The 19,724-nt window shown below is 67.2% G+C and carries 22 protein-coding genes and 1 tRNA gene; 11 read left to right on the plus strand and 12 right to left on the minus strand.

The features are described from left to right. The first annotated feature begins 91 nt into the window (after positions 1–91). Positions 92–607, plus strand: coding sequence for a uracil-DNA glycosylase family protein (locus tag G6N67_RS36300; RefSeq protein ID WP_235684091.1), 516 nt, complete (start codon positions 92–94; stop codon positions 605–607). A 49-nt stretch (positions 608–656) separates the two neighbouring features. Here G6N67_RS36300 and G6N67_RS36305 read toward each other — a convergent pair whose 3' ends face one another. The 5 genes from G6N67_RS36305 to G6N67_RS36325 form a co-directional block, all read right to left on the minus strand. Next, complete coding sequence (locus G6N67_RS36305) at positions 657–1,259, minus strand: maleylpyruvate isomerase family mycothiol-dependent enzyme (RefSeq protein ID WP_179976896.1); 603 nt, start codon at positions 1,257–1,259, stop codon at positions 657–659. Positions 1,260–1,358: 99 nt separating this feature from the next. After that, positions 1,359–1,838, minus strand: coding sequence for a hypothetical protein (locus tag G6N67_RS36310; RefSeq protein WP_235684092.1), 480 nt, complete (start codon positions 1,836–1,838; stop codon positions 1,359–1,361). A gap of 151 nt (positions 1,839–1,989) precedes the next feature. Continuing rightward, complete coding sequence (locus G6N67_RS36315) at positions 1,990–2,376, minus strand: hypothetical protein (RefSeq protein WP_036443212.1); 387 nt, start codon at positions 2,374–2,376, stop codon at positions 1,990–1,992. Between the two features lie 11 nt (positions 2,377–2,387). Next, a complete protein-coding gene (locus G6N67_RS36320) occupies positions 2,388–2,528 on the minus strand; it encodes a hypothetical protein (RefSeq protein ID WP_163642445.1) in 141 nt (46 codons plus the stop codon). Between the two features lie 78 nt (positions 2,529–2,606). Further along, a complete protein-coding gene (locus tag G6N67_RS36325) occupies positions 2,607–2,861 on the minus strand; it encodes a helix-turn-helix domain-containing protein (RefSeq protein WP_036443209.1) in 255 nt (84 codons plus the stop codon). Between the two features lie 118 nt (positions 2,862–2,979). Between G6N67_RS36325 and G6N67_RS39425 the strand changes: the two genes are divergently transcribed. Both G6N67_RS39425 and G6N67_RS39430 read left to right on the plus strand, forming a co-directional pair. After that, positions 2,980–3,447, plus strand: a complete 468-nt coding sequence (locus G6N67_RS39425; protein WP_230022320.1) for a hypothetical protein — start codon at positions 2,980–2,982, stop codon at positions 3,445–3,447. 14 nt (positions 3,448–3,461) lie between these two features. Beyond that, positions 3,462–4,178: a site-specific integrase gene (locus tag G6N67_RS39430; protein WP_230022317.1), complete on the plus strand. Its 717-nt coding sequence runs from the start codon at positions 3,462–3,464 to the stop codon at positions 4,176–4,178. Positions 4,179–4,295: 117 nt separating this feature from the next. On the opposite strand, the gene G6N67_RS36335 is transcribed toward G6N67_RS39430, so the two are convergent. From G6N67_RS36335 to G6N67_RS36350, 4 genes are all read right to left on the minus strand, one after another. Further along, a tRNA-Val gene (locus G6N67_RS36335) sits at positions 4,296–4,370 on the minus strand. 45 nt (positions 4,371–4,415) lie between these two features. After that, entirely contained in the window at positions 4,416–4,874 is a 459-nt protein-coding gene (locus G6N67_RS36340; RefSeq protein WP_036443206.1) for a peroxiredoxin, read from the minus strand. Next, entirely contained in the window at positions 4,874–5,305 is a 432-nt protein-coding gene (locus tag G6N67_RS36345; protein WP_036443203.1) for a DUF3052 domain-containing protein, read from the minus strand. The genes G6N67_RS36340 and G6N67_RS36345 overlap by 1 nt, the downstream gene beginning before the upstream one ends. A gap of 92 nt (positions 5,306–5,397) precedes the next feature. Beyond that, complete coding sequence (locus tag G6N67_RS36350; protein ID WP_036443200.1) at positions 5,398–5,934, minus strand: Rv2240c family protein; 537 nt, start codon at positions 5,932–5,934, stop codon at positions 5,398–5,400. A 179-nt stretch (positions 5,935–6,113) separates the two neighbouring features. On the opposite strand from G6N67_RS36350, the gene aceE reads away from it, so the two are divergent. The 7 genes from aceE (at position 6,114) to G6N67_RS36385 (ending at position 15,820) form a co-directional block, all read left to right on the plus strand. Then, the gene (gene aceE / locus G6N67_RS36355; RefSeq protein ID WP_036443512.1) at positions 6,114–8,903 is read left to right on the plus strand and encodes a pyruvate dehydrogenase (acetyl-transferring), homodimeric type; all 2,790 of its coding nucleotides are present in this window, start codon (positions 6,114–6,116) and stop codon (positions 8,901–8,903) included. Positions 8,904–9,034: 131 nt separating this feature from the next. Then, entirely contained in the window at positions 9,035–10,264 is a 1,230-nt protein-coding gene (locus G6N67_RS36360) for a PucR family transcriptional regulator (protein ID WP_051579339.1), read from the plus strand. 220 nt (positions 10,265–10,484) lie between these two features. Continuing rightward, positions 10,485–11,393, plus strand: a complete 909-nt coding sequence (locus G6N67_RS36365) for an ACP S-malonyltransferase (protein ID WP_081812890.1) — start codon at positions 10,485–10,487, stop codon at positions 11,391–11,393. An 86-nt stretch (positions 11,394–11,479) separates the two neighbouring features. Then, positions 11,480–11,779: a meromycolate extension acyl carrier protein AcpM gene (gene acpM, locus G6N67_RS36370; protein ID WP_036443195.1), complete on the plus strand. Its 300-nt coding sequence runs from the start codon at positions 11,480–11,482 to the stop codon at positions 11,777–11,779. Further along, on the plus strand, positions 11,776–13,026 hold the full coding sequence (kasA, locus tag G6N67_RS36375) for a 3-oxoacyl-ACP synthase KasA (protein WP_036443192.1): 1,251 nt from the start codon (positions 11,776–11,778) through the stop codon (positions 13,024–13,026). Before acpM ends, kasA begins: the two co-directional genes overlap by 4 nt. A gap of 53 nt (positions 13,027–13,079) precedes the next feature. Next, positions 13,080–14,333 carry a 3-oxoacyl-ACP synthase KasB gene (gene kasB, locus G6N67_RS36380; protein WP_036443189.1) on the plus strand — a complete coding sequence of 418 codons (1,254 nt, stop codon included), beginning with the start codon at positions 13,080–13,082 and terminating at the stop codon, positions 14,331–14,333. 59 nt (positions 14,334–14,392) lie between these two features. Then, positions 14,393–15,820, plus strand: a complete 1,428-nt coding sequence (locus tag G6N67_RS36385) for an acyl-CoA carboxylase subunit beta (RefSeq protein ID WP_036443186.1) — start codon at positions 14,393–14,395, stop codon at positions 15,818–15,820. 75 nt (positions 15,821–15,895) lie between these two features. Here the strand turns inward: G6N67_RS36385 and G6N67_RS36390 are convergent, their stop codons facing one another. Beyond that, complete coding sequence (locus tag G6N67_RS36390) at positions 15,896–16,645, minus strand: SDR family oxidoreductase (RefSeq protein ID WP_036443183.1); 750 nt, start codon at positions 16,643–16,645, stop codon at positions 15,896–15,898. Positions 16,646–16,732: 87 nt separating this feature from the next. Here G6N67_RS36390 and G6N67_RS36395 point away from each other — a divergent pair, with 87 nt between their 5' ends. Next, entirely contained in the window at positions 16,733–17,611 is an 879-nt protein-coding gene (locus G6N67_RS36395) for a LysR family transcriptional regulator (RefSeq protein WP_179976786.1), read from the plus strand. Here G6N67_RS36395 and G6N67_RS36400 read toward each other — a convergent pair. Both G6N67_RS36400 and G6N67_RS36405 read right to left on the minus strand, forming a co-directional pair. Next, positions 17,608–19,146, minus strand: a complete 1,539-nt coding sequence (locus tag G6N67_RS36400) for a glycerol-3-phosphate dehydrogenase/oxidase (protein ID WP_036443180.1) — start codon at positions 19,144–19,146, stop codon at positions 17,608–17,610. The genes G6N67_RS36395 and G6N67_RS36400 overlap by 4 nt on opposite strands. Then, complete coding sequence (locus tag G6N67_RS36405) at positions 19,143–19,718, minus strand: TetR/AcrR family transcriptional regulator (protein WP_036443177.1); 576 nt, start codon at positions 19,716–19,718, stop codon at positions 19,143–19,145. The genes G6N67_RS36400 and G6N67_RS36405 overlap by 4 nt, the downstream gene beginning before the upstream one ends. Between the last annotated feature and the right edge of the window lie 6 nt (positions 19,719–19,724).

Here is a 19,724-nt window from a genome sequence, read left to right on the forward strand (position 1 = left end):
GTGCGACGATCGCGCGATGGCGACGGACACGAGGCGGCGGCAGCTGGACCTCATCGCGGACCGGATCAGAAAGTGCCGGGAGTGCCCGGGGATGAACGAGCCCGGAGTCACGGCGTCGGCGCGCGGGTTCGGATCGGCGCACTCCCCCGTGGCCATCGTCGGACAGAGCCTGTGCCGCAAGTGCATGGAGTCGGGCATCCCGTTCACCGGCGGCAGCGGGAAGTACATCGACGCCGCCCTGGAGATCGCCGATCTCAAGAAGGACGAGCTGTTCATCACGAACGTCGTGCACTGCCACCCGCCCAACGACCGGACCTCGGAGCGGTACGAGATCGACAACTGCAAGCACTTCCTCCACGACGAACTGGATGTCGTGCAGCCGCGGCTGATCATCGGCCTCGGAGAGGACGCGGAGAAGGTGCTGACAGCGCGGTACCCCGACGGCCGGCAACTCACCTGGCCGTTCGTCAAGCCGCGGACCGTCAAGCCCGGCGTGACCTACCTGCTGTTCCCGGAGCATCCCGGTTCGCTGCGGTTCAAGAAGACCGCCGACCGCGCCTACTACTCCCCCACGCTCGCCCGCGCGATCACGTGGGGATTCGGCTAACCAGTTGTGCCCGTGATTGCCCTACGCGCTCTCGCAGCCTCGATCGGACTCAGCGGGCGAGCCGCCGGGCCAGTACCTGCTGCCCGGGGCCGGCCAGCTCTACGAGGGCGCTGCGTCGACCGGAGACCGCCATCAGCACGGCTTCCGCCGGTCCGGTCAGTTCCGGTCCTCGGCCGTGACTCCAATCCAGGTCGGTCGGGATCAGGCGGAGACCGCGGGCGAGGCGCCACGCCGGCAGCTCAGGGGTGTGCAGGCTGTCGCCCAGCACGCAACGCAGCCGTTCAGCCGGAATCCGGCGCGGTAGACCGAGAGGGCGGCGGATGTCCTGATGGTGGATGGTGACGTCGAGCAGCGCGAGCCGGCCGCCGAACATCGTGGCCAGCCCCTGCGGCCGCAACCGAGCCCGCAGCCGGTCGAGGAGTTGTTCTGTGCTCAGTGACGCGAGTTCGTCGACCCACACCTGGTTGGCTTCGAAGATCCGGCCGCGGATGACACGGCGCGTCATGCCGAGCAAGCTGACGCCGTCGAAGCTCATCACGTGAGCGACCACGTCCCGCACCCGCCAGCGCTCACACAAGGACTGCGCCTCCCACTGCTCGGGCGTCAGAGTCGTCAGCAGGGCGGCGAGTTCTGTCCGCTCGGCGGTGGCCATCTCAAGACCGTCCACGGCACCACTTCCTCGAGCCCGTCACTGGACACGAGTCTGTCACTTGCGCAGCGGTGTGGGAGAAGGCCGCCGTCGGCCGTGCCGTCACTCCCCGGCGAGCGCCCGGTCGAACGCCTCCGCGAACGCCTTCTGCTGCCCGAACGAGGGGAACGGGATCCGCACCTTGCTGACGGGCAGGCCGGCGGCTGCCAACGCGGGGTACGCCGCGTCGAACACGTCGGCCTTGATCAGGACGATCCGCTCGGGCGTCAGCTCGGCGATCCGAGCCATCAACCCGGGCACGTACGGCGACAAGTCGGACCCGTCGACGGTATCGGGCTTGAGGTCGATCAGAAACACGCCGCGCTCCTGCAGCTCCGTCAGGACGGCCGCCTTGTTGTACCGGCTGGGTTCGGTGTTCGGCAGGATCGCCCGCGCCACCGACCGGAACAGTGAGTCCTGCGTCGCGACGTCGGTGAAATAGAAGTAGCGGTCATCAGCGGCCGGCGGTGCCTGGGCCACCAGCAGGAGCCGAATATGGTCGGGCCGGTACCTTTCGGCGGCCTCGGCACGGCGCCGGCGCACCTCCGCGGCGACGGACTCCTCTCGCGGCGTGGCCAGCGGTGGCGGCGCCGAAATTGATAGATCTCAGACCGGTCTCTATCACCTTGTGACACTGCAGTTTTCGATGTAGACGTGGCAGTGCCCCACCGGATTGTCGGGGGCACTGCAGTTTTCAGACTGTCACCGTCACCGCGTCCATCACGGGGCCATCCTCCGGCTCCGGTTCCTCACCGACCGCCAAGGCCGCGTACGGCGTGAAAGGAAGGTACGCACGAAGGGCGTGGAAGCCGACCCGCAACTCCTTGCAGACTCTGTCCGGATCCGCGCCGGCGGCGACCATCACGGCGGCCGCGGACATCTTCGCGGCGTCCATGCCCTTCCGCCACTGCTGGTACTCACGCAGTGCCCGTTGCGTCGCGGGATCGGTGGGGTCGCCGATCATCGCCTCGCCGAATCCGAGCAGCGTCTCGCGGTTCAGGTCCGCCAGCCGCGCCATGGCGGCGGGGAGTTCCTGACGCGCCGTGGCGATCTGGTCCGGGGTGGGTTGTGCGAATATCATGGGTTCTCTTTCTATTGCTGGGCTTCATGTTTCGGCGCGATGGCGGCGGTGCGCGAGTCACGCCAGAGCGACTTCCAGCCGCCGATCCAGATAGCCTCGGACTCGGGATCGAACCCGAGCGGACACCAGGTCTCAGCGACGTTGGCGGTCACTTCGACTACTGTCATCGCGCATCGATCGGGCACTCTCGCGTCCCGCGACGAATACTTTGGCGGAGGCGAGATCTGGGCTCATGCCGCCGCTCCTCCGGCGTCGATGAACCGCTCCACCGCATCCGCCCGCACCAGTCGCCGGCGGCCGATCTTCACCGACGCGAGGCGCCCGTCCTTGAGCAGCTGGTACACCGTCGTCTGCCCGCAGCGAAGCATCTCGGCGGTCTCAGACACAGTCAGTAGGGTGCGTGGAGGCTCTGCGTCGGTCGTCGTCTGGGCAGCGGCCACCAGTGCAGCAATGACGGCGGTCAATTCGTCCGCGTTCGTGCTCATGAAGCTCAGCGAAGTGCACGAACGCGTTAGCGTCCAGCGAACCGTCACGACACGCCGGAGCTCGGCGTGTCGTACGAAGTTAGACGAAATCTCGGTGCCTCAAGAGATGCCGCCCCGCGTGGCACGCAGACCTGACTGGGTGAAACCCGTCGAGACGAGCAAGGGCCGGCGCTACGAGGTACGGGTGCACGGCAACCGACCCGACGGCTCCCGGTTCCAGAACAAGAAGAGATTCAAGTCGGTCGAAGAGGCGGTGAAGTGGCGGACCACTGTCGTCTCGGAGCTGTCGCACGGCACCCACGTCGCACCGAGCGAACTGACAGTGCGACAGGCCGCAGACTTGTGGCTTGAATCGCAACGGATCCGGACCTCGACCCGCGAGGGTTACATCGCGAACCTGCGTCCACTCGTCGACCTGCTCGGCGACCGCCTGGTGCAGTCCATCACGAAGGCCGACATCGAGGCGCTGGTGACCACGCTGCGCAAGGGCGGGTCCGCGTTCGGCGACTGGCACGCCCCGGCGAAGCTACTCAAGGCGGCCCGGAAGACGCGAGATCCGTTGGCACCGCGCACGATCAACTCCTGATCCGGGTGCGCGCGGTGTTCGACGACCTCGAGCAGCAGGGCGTACTCCCGCGCAACGTGGCCAACCTGGTGAAGTCCTTGCCGGTGGCCCGTCCGGAGTTGTCCACGCTCGACGACGACCAGGCCGCTGCCCTACTGGACGCGACGACCGAGGACTGCTTCCACGTCGCGTGGCGACTGGCCCTGTCTGGTCTGCGCCGGGGCGAAATCCTTGCGCTCGCTTGGGATTCGGTCGACCTCGACGCGGGCACCGTCACGATCGCCGCGGCGCGCATCGCGGTCGCGGGCGGCAGCGTCACCGGCGCGACGAAGACGAAGTCCAGCGAGCGGACCCTGCCGTTGCCGCCCGACCTGGCGGCCGCGCTGAAGCTGGAAGCCGAGCGGCAGAAGGAACTGCGGAAACTGCTTGGGAACCGCTGGCCGAACTCGGGCCTGGTGGTCGTCGATGACTCCGGCGCCCCACCACACCCGGACACCCTCAGCAAGGCGTGGCGCGAAGCCCTGGCGGGGGCCGGGCTCCCCCACGTCCGACTGCACGACGCGCGCCACAGCTGTGCGACGCTCATGCACCTGGACGGGGTGCCGGCCGCGGTGATCGCCGCCTGGCTCGGACACACTGATGCCCGGTTCACGCTCTCCGTCTACGCACACGCGAACGACAACGCACTCGCCACCGCCGCGGCGTCGCTGTCGAAGGTGACCGGCAAGCGACCGAAGCAGGACGCGGAGTGACCCACGGCGGGGTCATCGCGGACCGATTAGATTCCGAATGGGTCAACCTGGGTCATCGAGCCCGGGTGGCCCGGAGGTCGGTTACAGACAAATCTCGGCGTTTACCTGCAACAACTTTGGTGGGCGCGGACGGTATCGAACCGCCGACCGCTGGTGTGTAAAACCAGAGCTCTACCACTGAGCTACGCGCCCCGTCGCAGGCACGGTACCCGACCGTGCGCCGTGACCGGAAATCCGTTATGTCCGCAGGGCCGCCAGCGCCTTGACCCACACCGACTGGTCCCGCGCCTGACCGGGCTCCATCATCTCGGCAAATCGGATGATCCCGGAGCGGTCGATCACGAACGTGCCGCGGTTGGGGTACCCCGCGTCGGCGTTGAAAACCCCATAGGACTGCGCCACCGCGCCGTGCGGCCAGAAATCGGACAGCACCGGAAAGGTGAACCCGCTTTGGACGGACCAGATCTTGTGGGTCGGCGGCGGCCCGACCGAGACGGTCAGCGTTGCGGTGTCATCGTTCTCGTAGCGCGGCAGGTTGTCGCGGATCTCGCCGAGCTCGCCTTCGCATACGCCCGTGAACGCCAACGGGAAGAAGACCAGCAGCACGTTCTTGTCGCGCAACGCCGACAGTGTCACCGGCCGGTTGTTCTGGTCTCTGAGCGTGAAATCCGGCGCGGCCGTCCCCACGTCGAGCACTAGCGCCTGCCGGCTGCCTTGGACTTGGGCTGCACCAGCCGGCTCGCCGTCCAGTCGCCCAGCTTGGCCGACGAGGTCTGCATCAACCCGGCGGTCGGTGCGGACTCGGCGATCTCGGCCGGCTGCACGTGCCCGGGTTTGCCGGTCTTGGGTGTCAAAACCCAGATCACGCCGTCCTCGGCGAGGGGCGTGATGGCGTCCATGAGCCGGTCGACCAGGTCACCGTCGTCGTCTCGCCACCACAGCAACACGACGTCCACCACTTCGTCCGCATCCTCGTCGAGCAGCTCGGAGCCACAGGCATCCTCGATGTCGGCCCGGATATCGTCGTCGGTGTCTTCGTCCCAGCCCAACTCTTGGACAATCTGATCTTTTTGGATGCCCAATCTCTGGGCGTAGTTCGGGTCAGAGTCCGTCCCCGCCGCGACCACCGTCGATCCTCCTTCAGCCTTCTCTACGGCCTTTTCAGGCGCTGCTCAAATGCTTGTGGGCATTATCGTCGCACGCCAGTGTTCAGCCCACCTCAATACGCCGTATCGCAGCGCCGCAGCGCGTTTTCCTTGGCCGTGTTCAGCCGGTTCTTCGCGGTGTTGAACGCGTCCACCCCACCGTCGTTGATCGCGCCCACCACGCCACGTGCCGCGTCGACCCATTCGGTCAGCATGCCGCGCAGGTCAGCGGGCAGAGCGTCGTTCACGTCGGCGCTGACCAGGTCAGCGCTGCGGTTGAGTGCGGCGATGGCCGGGCCGGTCGTGGCGGGCACGTCACCGGGCCGGTTGTTGGCCGCATCGACGTACGCGTTCACGGCGTTGACCACGTCCACCGACGTCGAGCTCAGATCCTCGCAGGCCGTGTGCACCGCCTTGGTCGTCAGCGACGCCTGCCGTTCGGACTCCCGGGCCGCCGAACTCGACTCGGACGCCTCGATCGACGCCGAAATCGAGGCCCGGTACTCCGGTACCGCCCCCGAATCGGCCTCGCCTGACCCGTCGACCACCACTGTGCATCCCACGACGACCGTCGCCAACGCCGCTGCACTACCCACGGCGAGGGCGGCCATCCGTAGCTGCTCCCCACGCTGCCTCACTACCGGCACGATCTGCAGACGTTACCGGTTCGGACCAGTTCTGACCGGTTCATTGCACTGCCCACCCCCAGCGGCCGAGATACGGCACGATAGGTGGACGATAGAGGTGCCACAAGCACATGTAGTTGGAACCGCCTGACAAGGAGCGGAAGTTGACCACCGAGTTCGCGCGCCAGGATCTGGCCCAAAACTCCAGTACCGCAGCAGAACCCGACCGGGTACGGGTGATCCGAGAGGGTGTCGCGTCGTATCTGCCCGACATAGATACGGACGAAACCGCCGAATGGCTGGAGTCATTCGACGAACTGCTCGACCGGTCCGGACCGGCCCGCGCGCGCTATCTGATGTTGCGCCTGCTGGAGCGCTCCCGCGAGAAGCGCGTGGCGATCCCCGCGCTGACCTCCACCGATTACGTCAACACGATCCCCACCGAACTTGAGCCCTGGTTCCCCGGCGACGAGGACGTCGAGCGACGCTACCGCGCCTGGATCCGATGGAACGCCGCCATCATGGTGCACCGCGCTCAGCGCCCGGGAGTCGGTGTGGGCGGCCATATTTCGACATACGCATCGTCGGCGTCGCTGTACGAGGTCGGGTTCAACCACTTCTTCCGCGGCAAAGCCCACCCGGGCGGCGGCGATCAGGTCTTCATCCAGGGGCACGCCTCCCCCGGCATCTATGCGCGCGCATTCCTCGAGGGCCGGTTGACGACCGACCAACTGGATGGTTTCCGGCAGGAGCACTCACACAAGGGCGGCGGCCTGCCGTCGTACCCGCACCCGCGGCTCATGCCGGACTTCTGGGAATTCCCCACGGTGTCCATGGGCCTTGGCCCGATGAACGCGATCTATCAGGCCCGGTTCAACCACTATCTGCATGACCGCGGCATCAAGGACACCAGCGACCAGCACGTGTGGGCGTTCCTGGGCGACGGTGAGATGGACGAGCCCGAGAGCCGCGGCCTGATCCAGGTGGCGGCCAACGAGGCGCTCGACAACCTGACCTTCGTCGTCAACTGCAACCTGCAGCGTCTCGACGGCCCGGTGCGCGGCAACGGCAAGATCATCCAGGAGCTGGAGTCGTTCTTCCGCGGCGCGGGCTGGAACGTCATCAAGGTGGTGTGGGGCCGCGAGTGGGACGCCCTGCTGCACGCCGACCGCGACGGCGCGCTGGTCAATTTGATGAACACGACGCCTGATGGTGATTACCAGACGTACAAGGCCAACGACGGCGCCTACGTGCGTGATCACTTCTTCGGCCGCGACCCCCGGACCAAGGCGCTGGTCGAGCCGATGACCGATCAGGAGATCTGGAACCTCAAGCGTGGCGGTCACGACTACCGCAAGGTGTATGCGGCCTACCGGGCGGCCACCGAGCACAAGGGCCAGCCGACCGTGATCCTCGCCAAGACCATCAAGGGCTACACCCTGGGTCAGCACTTCGAGGGCCGCAACGCCACCCATCAGATGAAAAAGCTTGCGCTGCAAGACCTCAAGGACTTCCGCGACGTCACGCGGGTGCCCATCAGCGATGCCCAGCTCGAAGAGGATCCGTACCTGCCGCCGTACTACCACCCGGGTCCGGAGGCCCCCGAGATCCGCTACCTGCTGGAGCGCCGCCGCGCGCTCGGCGGGTTCGTGCCCGCGCGGCGCACCAAGAGCACACCGCTGCAGTTGCCTGCGACCGACGCCTACAAGGCGCTCAAGAAGGGCTCGGGCAACCAGGCCGTGGCAACCACCATGGCGACCGTGCGGACGTTCAAAGAACTGTTGCGGGACAAGAACATCGGGCCGCGGATCGTCCCGATCATCCCCGACGAGGCCCGCACGTTCGGCATGGACTCATGGTTCCCGTCGTTGAAGATCTACAACCGCAACGGGCAGCTCTACACCGCGGTCGACTCCGAACTGATGCTGGCCTACAAGGAATCCGAGGTCGGCCAGATCCTGCACGAGGGCATCAACGAGGCCGGTTCGACGTCGTCGTTCACCGCGGTCGGCACGTCGTACTCGACCCACGACGAGCCGATGATCCCGATCTACATCTTCTATTCGATGTTCGGGTTCCAGCGCACGGGCGACGGCCTGTGGGCCGCGGCCGATCAGATGGCCAAGGGCTTCGTGCTCGGCGCCACCGCGGGCCGGACCACGCTCACCGGCGAGGGCCTGCAGCACGCCGACGGCCACTCGCTGCTGCTTGCGTCGACCAACCCGGCCGCGGTCACCTACGACCCGGCGTTCGCCTACGAGGTCGCCCACATCATCGAGAGCGGTCTGCACCGGATGTACGGGGAGAACCCGGAGAACGTGTTCTTCTACATCACCATCTACAACGAGCCCTACGTGCAGCCCGCCCAGCCCGAGGATCTCGATCCGACGGCACTGCTGCGCGGGCTGTACCGCTACCGCAAGGCGGCCGAGCCCCGCACGAACACCGCGCAGATCCTCGCGTCGGGCGTCTCGATGCCCGAGGCGCTGCGCGCGGCCGACCTGCTGGCCGACGAGTGGGACGTGGCCGCCGACGTGTGGTCGGTGACCAGTTGGGGCGAGCTCAACCGCGAAGGCGTCGAGATCGAGAAGCACCGGCTGCGCCATCCCGACGAGCCGTCGCCCACCCCGCACGTGACGGCCATGCTGGCCGACGCGGCGGGTCCGGTGGTCGCGGTTTCGGACTGGATGCGCGCGGTGCCCGAGCAGATCCGGCCGTGGGTGCCGGGCACCTACATCACGCTCGGGGCCGACGGCTTCGGTTTCTCCGACACCCGGCCCGCGGCGCGCCGCTACTTCAACACCGATGCCGAGTCGGTCGTGGTGGCGGTGCTCGAAGGGTTGGCCCGCGACGGCAACATCGATCCGTCGGTGGCCGCCGACGCGGCTCGCAAGTATCGCATCGACGACGTGTATGCCGCCGCGGTGTCCTACGTCGACACCGGCAGCGCCTGACCTTCCCTCGGCGAGCAGACGCGCAGGTACCCGGAACGGCCGCGTACCGGGTACCGGAGCGTCTGCTCGCCGGGAAGGGTGCCACCGAACGTTTGGAGGAATCCCCCACAAAAAGGGCGTAGCTTTTAGGGATGCCCGACAATCGCTTCGTTCCGCCGAAGTCCACGGTCGAGGTGCTCGAGACCGTGCCCGACTCGACGCTGCGGCGGCTGAAGCAGTACTCGGGGCGGCTGGCCACCGAGGCCGTGCACGCCATGGAGGAACGCCTGCCGTTCTTCGCCGACCTCGACGCGTCGCAGCGGGCCAGCGTCCAGCTCGTCGTCCAGACCGCGGTGGTCAACTTCGTCGAGTGGATGCGGGATCCGAGCAGCGACGTCGGCTACACGGCCCAGGCGTTCGAGGTGGTACCCCAGGATCTGCGCCGTCGCATCGCGCTGCGCCAATCGGTCGAGATGGTGCGCACCTCGATGGAGTTCTTCGAGGAGGTGGTGCCGCTGCTGGCCCGCACGGAAGAACAACTGAACGCGCTGACGGCGGGGATTCTGCGCTACAGCCGCGATCTGGCGTTCGCCGCGGCCAGCGCGTACGCGGATCAGGCCGAGGCGCGCGGAGCCTGGGACACCCGCATGGAGGCAAACGTCGTCGACGCCGTGGTGCGCGGTGATATCGGTGCCGAGCTGCAATCTCAGGCGGCCGCGCTCAACTGGGACGCCACCGCCCCGGCCACGGTGATCGTCGGTCTGCCGCACGCCGACCGATTGGACCTCGCGAGTGACGATGTCCGCGACGTCGTACAGCGCAACGACCGCGCGGCACTGTCCGATGTGCACGGCACCTGGCTGGTCGCGATCGTCTCCGGGCCGCTAGCCCCGACGGACCGGCTGCTCGGTGAGCTGCTGTCGGTGTTCGCCGACGGTCCTGTGGTGATCGGCCCGACCGCGCCGACGCTGACCGCGGCGCATCGCAGTGCGACCGAGGCCATTTCGGGCATGAACGCCGTGGCCGGCTGGGGCGGCGCACCGCGCCCCGTGGCCGCGCGCGAACTGCTGCCCGAACGTGCGCTGCTCGGAGACGCCACCGCGATCGCGATGCTCGAGAGCGAGGTCATGCGGCCGTTGGCCGATGCCGGCCCCGCACTCACCGAGACGCTCGACGCGTACCTGGATTCCGGCGGCGCGATCGAGGCCTGCGCTCGCAAATTGTTCGTTCATCCAAACACTGTCCGCTATCGCCTCAAACGGATAGCCGACTTCACCGGCCGGGATCCCGCGGTGCCACGCGATGCATACGTGCTGAGGGTGGCGGCGACCGTCGGCCGACTGAGCAAACAGGCATATCAGTCGAGCACGCCAAATGGCTGATCCGATGCTCGCACGCGGAGCCAGGCAGGCGCGGGAGGCGCGCGGAGGAGGCCAAGACGCGGTCACCGCGACAATCACAGATTGCGGCACGGTCTCGCGAATGTCGCATCACATGCACTTTTGTGGAGACCCTACAAAAACATAAGACAAGGTTCATAATCTCTTACACCGCGCAAAACCAACTTCACAGTGTTCTCTTAATGACGTGCCTCAACCACCCGTGCTCGCATTGCTTGCCCCCGGACAGGGCTCGCAGACTCCCGGCATGCTCACCGCATGGCTGGAGCTACCCGGCGCTGCTGACCGCCTCGCGACCTGGTCGCAGATCAGCGGCCTGGATCTGACCCGGCTGGGCACCACTGCCACGGCAGAGGAGATCACCGACACCGCGGTGACGCAGCCGCTCGTGGTCGCCGCGACACTGCTGGCGCATGAGGCGCTCGTCAAGCGCGGTGCACCCGAGACCACCGAGACCATCGTGGCCGGGCACTCCGTCGGCGAGATCGCGGCCTACGCGATCGCCGGTGTCATCTCCGCCGACGATGCCGTCAAGCTGGCCGCGACCCGCGGCGCCGAGATGGCCAAGGCGTGTGCCGTCGAGCCCACCGGGATGTCGGCGGTGCTCGGTGGCGACGAGGCAGAGGTGCTGGCCCGCCTGGAGTCGCTCGACCTGGTGCCCGCCAACCGCAACGCCGCGGGCCAGATCGTGGCCGCAGGCGCGATCGCGGCGCTGGAGAAGCTCGCCGAGGATCCGCCTGCCAAGGCCCGCGTCCGCCAGCTCACCACCGCGGGTGCGTTCCACACCCACTACATGGCCTCGGCCCTGGACGGCTACGCCGCCGCCGCGCAGTCTGTAACGACGAGCGAGCCGACCGCGACACTTTTGTCGAACGCCGACGGGCAGCCCGTCACCTCGGCCGCTGACGCGATGGAGAAGCTCGTCGCCCAGCTGACCAGGCCCGTGCGCTGGGATCTGTGCACCGCGACCCTTCGCGACCGCAACACCTCGGCCATCGTCGAGTTCCCGCCCGCCGGAACGCTCGTGGGCATCGCCAAGCGGGAACTGAAGGGCACGCCGACGCGCGCCGTCAAGTCCCCCACAGATCTGGACGGCCTGGGCGAGCTCTGAGCCCGGCTACAACCGAATATCCAACTCAATCGTCCGGAATAGCGCTCTCCACACGGAGTGCGTATCAACAACAAGAAGGAGCCACCGTGCCCGCCAGTCAGGAAGAAATCATCGCCGGTCTCGCCGAGATCATCGAAGAGGTCACCGGCATCGAGCCGTCTGAGGTGACCCCGGAGAAGAGCTTCGTCGACGACCTGGACATCGACTCGCTGTCGATGGTGGAGATCGCGGTGCAGACCGAGGACAAGTACGGCGTGAAGATCCCCGACGAGGATCTGGCCGGCCTGCGCACCGTCGGTGACGTCGTCGCCTACATCCAGAAGCTCGAGGAAGAGAACCCCGAGGCCGCTGCTGCCCTGCGTGAGAAGTTCGCGGCAGACCAGTGACCAGGCCTTCCACTGCCAACGGCGGTTACCCCAATGTTGTGGTAACCGCCGTCACGGCGACGACTGCGATCGCGCCGGACATCGAGAGCACGTGGAAGGGCCTGCTGGCAGGCGAGAGCGGCATCCGCGAGCTGACGGACGACTTCGTCACCAAATGGGATCTGCCGGTTCGCATCGGCGGGCACCTGGTGGACTCGATCGACGATCACATGACCCGGCTGGACCTGCGACGCATGTCGTACGTGCAGCGCATGTCGAAGTTCCTGAGCAAGCAGCTCTGGGAGAACGCCGGCACCCCTGAGGTCGACCCCGATCGTTTCGCCGTTGTGATCGGCACCGGCCTTGGCGGTGGCGAGAAGATCGTCGAGACCTACGACGCGATGAACGAGGGCGGCCCCCGCAAGGTGAGCCCGCTCGCGGTTCAGATGATCATGCCGAACGGTGCGGCCGCGGTCGCCGGGCTCGAGCTCGGTGCGCGCGCGGGCGTCATCACGCCGGTGTCGGCCTGTTCGTCGGGTTCTGAGGCCATCGCGCACGCGTGGCGTCAGATCGTGATGGGCGACGCCGATTTCGCGGTGTGCGGTGGTGTCGAGGGCGGTATCGAGGCGCTGCCCATCGCGGCGTTCTCGATGATGCGCGCGATGAGCACCCGCAACGACGATCCCGCCGGCGCTTCCCGTCCGTTCGACAAGGACCGCGACGGCTTCGTGTTCGGCGAGGCCGGTGCACTGATGATCATCGAGACCGAGGAACACGCCAAGGCCCGTGGCGCCAAGCCGCTGGCCCGGCTCATGGGCGCGGGTATCACGTCCGACGCGTTCCACATGGTGGCCCCGGCTGCCGACGGCCTGCGGGCCGGCCACGCGATGAAGCGTGCGCTGGAGACCGCCGGTCTGGACGCCAAGGACATCGACCACATCAACGCGCATGCCACCGCGACGCCGATCGGCGACACCGCGGAGGCCAACGCAATCCGGGTTGCCGGTGTTGAGCAGGCTGCGGTGTACGCGCCGAAGTCCGCGCTCGGCCACTCGATCGGTGCGGTCGGTGCACTGGAGTCGATCCTGACGGTGCTTGCACTGCGGGACGGCGTCATCCCCCCGACGCTGAACTACGAGACGCCTGATCCCGAGATCGATCTCGATGTCGTTGCAGGTGAGCCTCGTTATGGCGAATACCAGTACGCCATCAACAACTCGTTCGGGTTCGGCGGCCACAATGTGGCCCTGGCCTTCGGGCGATACTGAGGCCGGCTGGTAAAGCCCGGCAGGTAAGCACGGAAGGAAAGTACGCAGCAAATATGGCGGGATTGTCCACTGGGAACGGTCTTCCCAACGTGGTTGTCACCGGCGTAGCCATGTCGACGGCGCTGGCAACCGATGCTGAAAGCACCTGGAAGAAGCTGCTCGACGGTCAGAGTGGCATCCGCAAGCTCACGGATCCGTTCGTCGAGCAATATGACCTGCCGGTTCGCATCGGCGGCCATCTCCTCGAGGAATTCGATTCCGAGCTGACGCGGGTCGAGCTGCGCCGGCTGTCATATTTGCAAAAGATGTCGACGGTCCTCGGCCGCCGGGTCTGGGCCCACGCGGGCTCCCCGGAGGTCGATGTCCGCCGGCTCATGGTGTCGATGGGCACCGGCCTCGGTTCCACCGAGGAACTCGTGTTCGCCTACGACGGCATGCGGGCCAAGGGATTGCGCGCAGTCTCCCCGCTGACCGTGCAGATGTACATGCCCAACGGCGCGGCCGCGGCCATCGGTCTGGAACGTCAGGCCAGGGCCGGGGTCTGTACCGCGGTCTCGGCCTGCGCCTCGGGTTCCGAGGCGATCGCCAACGCATGGCGCCAGATCGTGCTCGGCGAGGCCGACATCGCTATCTGTGGCGGTGTCGAGACCAAGATCGAAGCGGTGCCGATCGCGGGCTTCGCCCAGATGCGCATCGTGCTGTCCAACTCCAACGACGATCCCGAAGGCGCGTGCAAGCCGTTCGACAAGGATCGCAACGGGTTTGTGTTCGGCGAGGCCGGCGCCCTGATGGTCATCGAGACCGAGGAGCACGCCAAGGCCCGCGGTGCCAACATCCTCGCCCGCATCATGGGTGCGAGCGTGACCTCGGACGGCTTCCACATCGTGGCGCCGGATCCCAACGGCGAGCAGGCCGGTTACGCCATGACCCGCGCCATCCAGCTGGCGGGCCTGGCTCCCACAGACATCGACCACGTCAATGCGCATGCCACCGGCACCAGCGTCGGCGACGTGGCCGAGGGTAAGGCAATCAACAACGCGATGGGCGGCCACAAGCCGGCCGTCTACGCCCCCAAGGCCGCACTCGGCCACTCGGTCGGCGCCGTCGGAGCGGTTGAGTCCATCCTGACGGTGCTGGCGTTGCGCGACGGTGTGATCCCACCGACGCGCAACTTGCAGAACTTGGATCCGGAAATCGATCTGGACGTTGTCGCCGGTGAGCCACGGCAAGGCGACTTCAAGTACGCAATCAACAATTCGTTCGGATTCGGTGGGCACAACGTCGCGCTCGCCTTCGGGAAGTACTGACACACAGCGCATTTCCCGTGAGGCGCCAGCCGGCATCCGACGGGCTAGAGGAGACTTATATGACGATCATGGCCCCCGAAGCGGCTGCCGAATCACTCGACCCACGCGATCCACTGCTGCGCCTGAAGACGTTCTTCGACGACGGCTGCGACGTCGAGTTGCTGCACGAGCGGGATCGGTCGGGCGTGCTGGCGGCGGCAGGCACCGTCAACGGTGTTCGCACCGTTGCGTTCTGCACCGACGGGACCGTGATGGGCGGCGCGATGGGCGTTGAGGGCTGTGCCCACATCGTCAACGCCTATGACACCGCCATCGAGGAGCAGAGCCCGATCGTGGGCATCTGGCATTCCGGCGGCGCGCGGCTGGCCGAGGGCGTCAAGGCCCTGCACGCGGTCGGCCTGGTGTTCGAGGCCATGATCCGCGCGTCGGGCTACATCCCGCAGATCTCGGTGGTGGTCGGATTCGCCGCAGGCGGTGCGGCTTACGGCCCCGCCCTGACCGACGTCATCATCATGGCGCCGGACAGCAAGGTGTTCGTGACCGGTCCCGACGTGGTGCGCAGCGTCACCGGTGAGGACGTCGACATGGTGTCCCTCGGCGGCCCGGACGCCCACCACAAGAAGTCGGGTGTGTGCCACATCGTCGCCGACGACGAGCTCGATGCCTACGAGCGTGGCCGTCGCCTGGTCGGATTGTTCAGCCAGCAGGGCCATTTCGACCGCAGCAAGGCCGAGTCGGGCGACACCGACCTGCACGCGCTGCTGCCGGAATCGGCTCGTCGCGCCTACGACGTGCACCCGCTGATCACCGCCCTGCTCGACGACGGCGTGCCGTTCGAGGAGTTCCAGGCCAAGTGGGCCCCGTCGATCGTCGTGGGTCTCGGCCGGCTCGCCGGACGTTCGGTCGGCGTGATCGCCAACAACCCGCTGCGCCTCGGAGGCTGCCTGAACTCCGAAAGTGCCGAGAAGTCAGCACGTTTCGTGCGGCTGTGCGACGCCTTCGGCATCCCGCTGGTGGTTCTGGTGGACGTGCCCGGCTACCTGCCCGGTGTCGACCAGGAATGGGGTGGCGTGGTCCGCCGCGGCGCCAAGCTGCTGCACGCGTTCGGCGAGTCGACGGTCCCCCGCGTCACGCTGGTGACCCGCAAGATCTACGGCGGCGCGTACATCGCGATGAACTCGCGGTCGCTCAACGCCACCAAGGTGTTCGCGTGGCCCGACGCCGAGGTCGCCGTGATGGGCGCCAAGGCCGCGGTCGGCATCCTGCACAAGAAGAAGCTGGCCGCCGTCGAGGATCCCGCCGAGCGCGAGGCCCTGCACGAGGAGCTGGCGATCGAGCACGAGCGCATCGCGGGCGGTGTGGATTCCGCGATCGAGATCGGTGTGGTCGACGAGAAGATCGACCCGGCGCACACCCGCTCCAAGATCACGCAGGCACTCGCCGAGGCGCCGCACCGCCGCGGGCGCCACAAGAACATCCCGCTGTAACCTTCTCCTGCGCCGGCAGACACAGAATCGCACGAATTCCATTGGAATCGTGCGATTCTGCGTCTGCTCGGCCGGTTAACGCGTGGTGTAGCCGCCGTTGGCGAATATGGTCTGCCCGTTGATCCAGTGGCCCTCGTCGGTCAGGAACACCACGAGCGGTGCGATGTCGGTGATGTCGGTCAACCGGTTGCCCATGGCCTGCGACTTGTGGAACTCGACCCGCTCGGGGGTTTCCTGGGGGTAGAAGAACGGCGTGTCCATCGGCCCGGGCGCCACATTGTTGACGTTGATGCCGCGCAGGCCGAATTCCTTGGACGCCGCGCGGGTGAAATGCTCGACGGGGCTCTTGGAACCCGCATACGTCGAGTAGCCGTCGGTGTAGGCCGCCAGTAGCGCCGTCACGATGGTGACCACCGAACCGTTGTCGGCCAGCCGCTTCCCGGCCTGCTGCAGGAAGAAGTAGGCCGCCTTGGCGTTGATGTCGAACATCGAATCGTATTCGGCCTCAGTGGTTTCCACGAACGGCTTGCGCAGCACCTTGCCGACGGTGTTGATCGCGATGTCGACGCTGCCGAACGCGTCGATCGCGGCGTCGAACAGTTTCTCCACGTTGGCGGGAACCGTCAGGTCGCCCTGCACCTTGATCGCCTTGACCCCGGCGTCCTGAATCTGTGCGACGGTCTTGTCGGCGTCGGCCTCGGTCGATGCGCTGTTGTAGTGCACCGCGACGTTGACACCCCTCGAGGCCAACGTCGTGCTGATGAGACCGCCAAGGTTCTTCGCCCCCGCGGCAACGATTGCTGACTTGCCTTCCAATGTGCTCATGCTCTCGACGCTAGCGACCCGATCGACAATTGAAAAACGCATATTGCCGAGTCTTTAACAAGCAAAATTTGTAGATAGTCTGGTTCGGTGACCACCAGAATCCCGGATCTTCGACGCCTGCGGCACTTCATCGCGGTCGCCGACGCCGGCAGCTTCACTGCCGCCGCCACCAGCCTGCATCTGAGCCAGCAAGCGCTCAGCAGCTCGGTGCAGCAACTGGAAAAAGAGCTGGGCGCAGCGCTTTTCACCCGTGTGGGCCGGCGCGTGGCACCCACGCGCGCGGGGAAACTGCTGCTCGACGAGGGGCGGACGTTGCTGGCTGCCGCGCGCACGGTCGCGCAGCACGTCGAACGGACCGCCGCAGGCGCCGAGGAGATCTACGTCGTCGGCCACACGCCCGCCCTCGGTGGAGCCGAGGTCTACGAGATCATGGAACCCGCCATCGAGGCGTTCGCCGAGACGTCGTTCACGTTCCGTCAGCTCTACCCCGACCAGCTGGTGGACGGGGTGCTCGACGGCACGGTGCAACTCGGTCTGCGCCGCGGCGTGGTGCCGACCAACGTGCTGTCCACCGCGGTGGTCAGCTATCACCGGGTGCGGCTGGCCGTTCCCGCCGGCCACCGGCTCGCCGAACGCGGCATGGTCGACATCGAGGATCTCGCCGGCGAGCGGCTGGCCCTGTGGGCGCCGCCGGGCAGCTCGTACTACAGCGATTTCCTGCTGAGCGCCTGTCGCCGTGCAGGTTTCGAACCCGACTATGTGGTCAGCCGGGTGCAAGGGTCGGCCACGGTCGCCGCGCCGCTCACCACGGGCGCCATCGCGTTCGTCACGACACCTGCGGGCCCGGCCATGGGCGGCCGGGTCACGGTGGTCGACCTCGAACCCGAGCTGCTCGTTGGAGTCCAGGCATTGTGGCAGCGCCACACCAGCTCCGCGGTGCGCGACGCGATCGTGGCCGGCTCCTAGACGAACTCGGCCAGGAACTCTGCCGCCACCTCGGCGACGCGGGCCCGGTCGGCTGCCACGAGCCCGATCCGGGTGCGCCGGTCCAGGATGTCGTCGACCGTCAGCGCTCCTTCGTGGCTCACGGCGTACTCGAATTCCGCGCGGGTGACGTCGATTCCGTCGGCGACCGGCTCGGTCGGCCGGTCACATGCGGCCTGCGCGATGACGTTGGGCGCTTCGGCACCGTACCGGGCCACGAGCGACGACGGCAGCTCGACCGGTTGCTTGAGCGTGGCAACGGGATTGGCGGGCGCACCGACCAGCGGTAGGTTGCGGGTACGGCAGTCTGCCGCTGCCAGAGCGCGCAGCCGCACCGCACGGTCCAGCACATCCTGGGCCATGAACCGGTATTCGGTGAGTTTGCCGCCGATCACGCTGAGCACGCCACTGTCCGATTCCACCACCGCATGTTCCCGCGACACATCGGCCGTCCTGCCCGTTCCATCGTCGATGAGGGGACGCAGCCCCGCGTACGCGCCTCGGACGTCGGCGGTCGTCAACGCCGTCGCCAGCGCGGTGTTCACGGTGTCGAGCAGGAACCTGATCTCGGCCGCGGTCGGTTCCGGCACATCGGGGATCGGGCCAGGGGCGTCCTCGTCGGTCAGGCCCAGGTAGACCCGGCCCAGTTGTTCGGGCATCGCGAACACGAAGCGGTTGAGTTCGCCCGGTATCGGGACCGTCAAGGCCGCCGTCGGATTGCCGAATGCCGTGGCATCGAACACCAGATGGGTACCGCGGCTGGGCCGCAGCCTGATCGACGGATCCACCTCCCCCGCCCACACGCCGGCCGCGTTGATCACGGCGCGCGCCGCGACGTCGAACGACTCACCCGTGAGCTCGTCGGTCAACCGCACCGAATCGCCTTGCGCGGCAGAGGCCGACACACGGGTGAGGATCCGTGCGCCGTGCTGGGCCGCAGTTCGTGCAACCGCGGCGACCAGGCGGGCGTCATCGACCAGTTGACCGTCGTAGGCCAGGAACGCACCCTCGAGACCGTCGCGCCGCACGGTCGGGGCGAGCTCGACCGCTTGCGCGGCGTCGATCCGCCGGGAGCGCGGCAGCGTCGAGGCCGGGGTGCCGGCCAGGCGGCGCAGGCCGTCTCCCGCGACAAACCCGGCGCGGACCAGGCCGCGCGATGCCCGGCTCATCGACGGCAGCAGCGGAACCAGCTGCGGCATCGCCTTGACGAGATGAGGAGCGTTGCGGGTCATCAGGATTCCGCGTTCGACAGCACTGCGCCGGGCGATGCCGACGTCGCCCGTGGCCAGGTATCGCAGTCCGCCGTGGACCAGTTTGGAACTCCATCGGCTGGTGCCGAACGCTAGGTCGTGCTTCTCGACGAGCGCCACGCTCAGTCCGCGCGCCGCGGCGTCGAGCGCAATGCCCGCGCCGGTGATGCCGCCGCCGATGACGATCACGTCGACGCGCCCACCGTCGGCCAGCGCGGCCAGTTCGGCGGTGCGCCGGGAGCGGTTGAGTGCGGTGGAGCCGGTCATGGGCGCAGGTATCCGTTCAGCGAGTGGGCGAGTTCGGTTGCGAGCGCGTCGCTGTCGAGGATCGGCTCGACCATTTGCGCGGACTGGATCGCGGACTGCGTGATGAGCAGACACATGGTGGCGAGCTGCCGTGAATCACCCTCGCGCACAGTGCCGTCCTCCTGCGCCAGCTTGAGCTCGCCGGCCAGCGCATCGATGAGGATCTGCTGGCTGGTGCCAAGCCTTTCGGCGATGTACACCATGGCGAGGTCCGGCGCGGTGTGCAGCACCGCCATGATCACCTCATCCTTGCGCAACTGCTGCGCGACCGTGACGATGCGCCGGACCAGATCCTGGCGTTCGGTGCCATCGGCCTGTACCCGATCCAGCACGCCGACGATCCGTGCGGTGAGCAACGCGGCCAGGATCGACCGGGTGTCGGGGAATCGGCGGTACACCGTGGGCCTGCTGACCCCGGCTCGACGCGCGATCTCGGCCAGCGTCACCCGCTCGACACCGAATGCCAGCACGCAGCTGGCCGCCGCATCGAGGATCTGGTCAGTCAGCGATCCCTCGTTACTGATTGACATCATGTGTAA

This window comes from Mycolicibacterium mageritense, from assembly GCF_010727475.1.
GTDB classification, from domain to species: Bacteria; Actinomycetota; Actinomycetes; order Mycobacteriales; family Mycobacteriaceae; genus Mycobacterium; species Mycobacterium mageritense.

What these genes read in the sequence shown, in the direction of transcription:
- G6N67_RS36300 (WP_235684091.1), top strand. Translation starts at nt 92, where the DNA reads ATGAACGAGCCCGGAGTCACGGCGTCGGCGCGCGGGTTCGGATCGGCG.
- G6N67_RS36305 (WP_179976896.1), bottom strand. Translation starts at nt 1,259, where the DNA reads ATGGCCACCGCCGAGCGGACAGAACTCGCCGCCCTGCTGACGACTCTG.
- G6N67_RS36360 (WP_051579339.1), top strand. Translation starts at nt 9,035, where the DNA reads ATGCCCGACAATCGCTTCGTTCCGCCGAAGTCCACGGTCGAGGTGCTC.
- G6N67_RS36350 (WP_036443200.1), bottom strand. Translation starts at nt 5,934, where the DNA reads ATGGCCGCCCTCGCCGTGGGTAGTGCAGCGGCGTTGGCGACGGTCGTC.
- G6N67_RS36385 (WP_036443186.1), top strand. Translation starts at nt 14,393, where the DNA reads ATGACGATCATGGCCCCCGAAGCGGCTGCCGAATCACTCGACCCACGC.
- G6N67_RS36325 (WP_036443209.1), bottom strand. Translation starts at nt 2,861, where the DNA reads ATGAGCACGAACGCGGACGAATTGACCGCCGTCATTGCTGCACTGGTG.
- G6N67_RS36405 (WP_036443177.1), bottom strand. Translation starts at nt 19,718, where the DNA reads ATGATGTCAATCAGTAACGAGGGATCGCTGACTGACCAGATCCTCGAT.
- G6N67_RS36390 (WP_036443183.1), bottom strand. Translation starts at nt 16,645, where the DNA reads ATGAGCACATTGGAAGGCAAGTCAGCAATCGTTGCCGCGGGGGCGAAG.
- G6N67_RS36400 (WP_036443180.1), bottom strand. Translation starts at nt 19,146, where the DNA reads ATGACCGGCTCCACCGCACTCAACCGCTCCCGGCGCACCGCCGAACTG.
- kasB (WP_036443189.1), top strand. Translation starts at nt 13,080, where the DNA reads ATGGCGGGATTGTCCACTGGGAACGGTCTTCCCAACGTGGTTGTCACC.
- G6N67_RS36315 (WP_036443212.1), bottom strand. Translation starts at nt 2,376, where the DNA reads ATGATATTCGCACAACCCACCCCGGACCAGATCGCCACGGCGCGTCAG.